The sequence below is a fragment of the uncultured Shewanella sp. genome (genome assembly GCF_947501225.1).
Lineage (GTDB): Bacteria > Pseudomonadota > Gammaproteobacteria > Enterobacterales > Shewanellaceae > Shewanella.
Genome location: NZ_CANMUW010000046.1, coordinates 1 through 532, shown reverse-complemented (window position 1 = coordinate 532; position 532 = coordinate 1). Strand labels below are relative to the sequence as shown.

The 532-nt window shown below is 48.3% G+C and carries 1 protein-coding gene; it reads right to left on the bottom strand.

Annotation, left to right across the window (positions count from 1 at the left end):
- Positions 1-250 (bottom strand): hypothetical protein (locus Q1B47_RS21840; protein WP_299798834.1); only part of this gene is annotated, 250 nt, incomplete at its 3' end.
- Positions 251-532 lie beyond the last annotated feature (282 nt).

Genomic DNA, 532 nt, shown 5'->3' with positions numbered 1-532 from the left:
AGGCGCCTAATAAACGATAAAGCCCGTTGCTAACGCAACGGGCTTTTTTCGTTTTTAGCCTGGACTCTTTGCTACAATAAGTGACCACTCGAACATGGGAAAGTGTAGGACCGGCTTTAGCCGGGAATGTCTCATTTGTAATGTAAGCTTCGCGGCTGAAGCACGCTCCTACATAGGCGAGGGGCATTTCCGCCATCTGATGTTTAGGATTAACAAATGCCTTGATGGCATGGTCAATGATGTTCCCCATATCAAAATGACATTTACCACATCCCTATGGAGCTGATGCTGAAGAAAGGCCATGGCGGTCGTTCCGCCGCTCCGCCGCTTCTCGCTGCAAAGTAGCTGAATGCCTCGCATCCATGACATGACTTTTTCGCCCCCATGTATTCGGCCTTCGGCAAGCCAGATATTATAGTGCTTCTTTTCAAGACCAAGGTGGCTCGTAAACTGCCGAGCTTAGAGCTTAGAGCTTAGAGCTTAGAGCTTAGAGCTTAGAGCTTAGAGCTTAGAGCTTAGAGCTTAGAGCTTA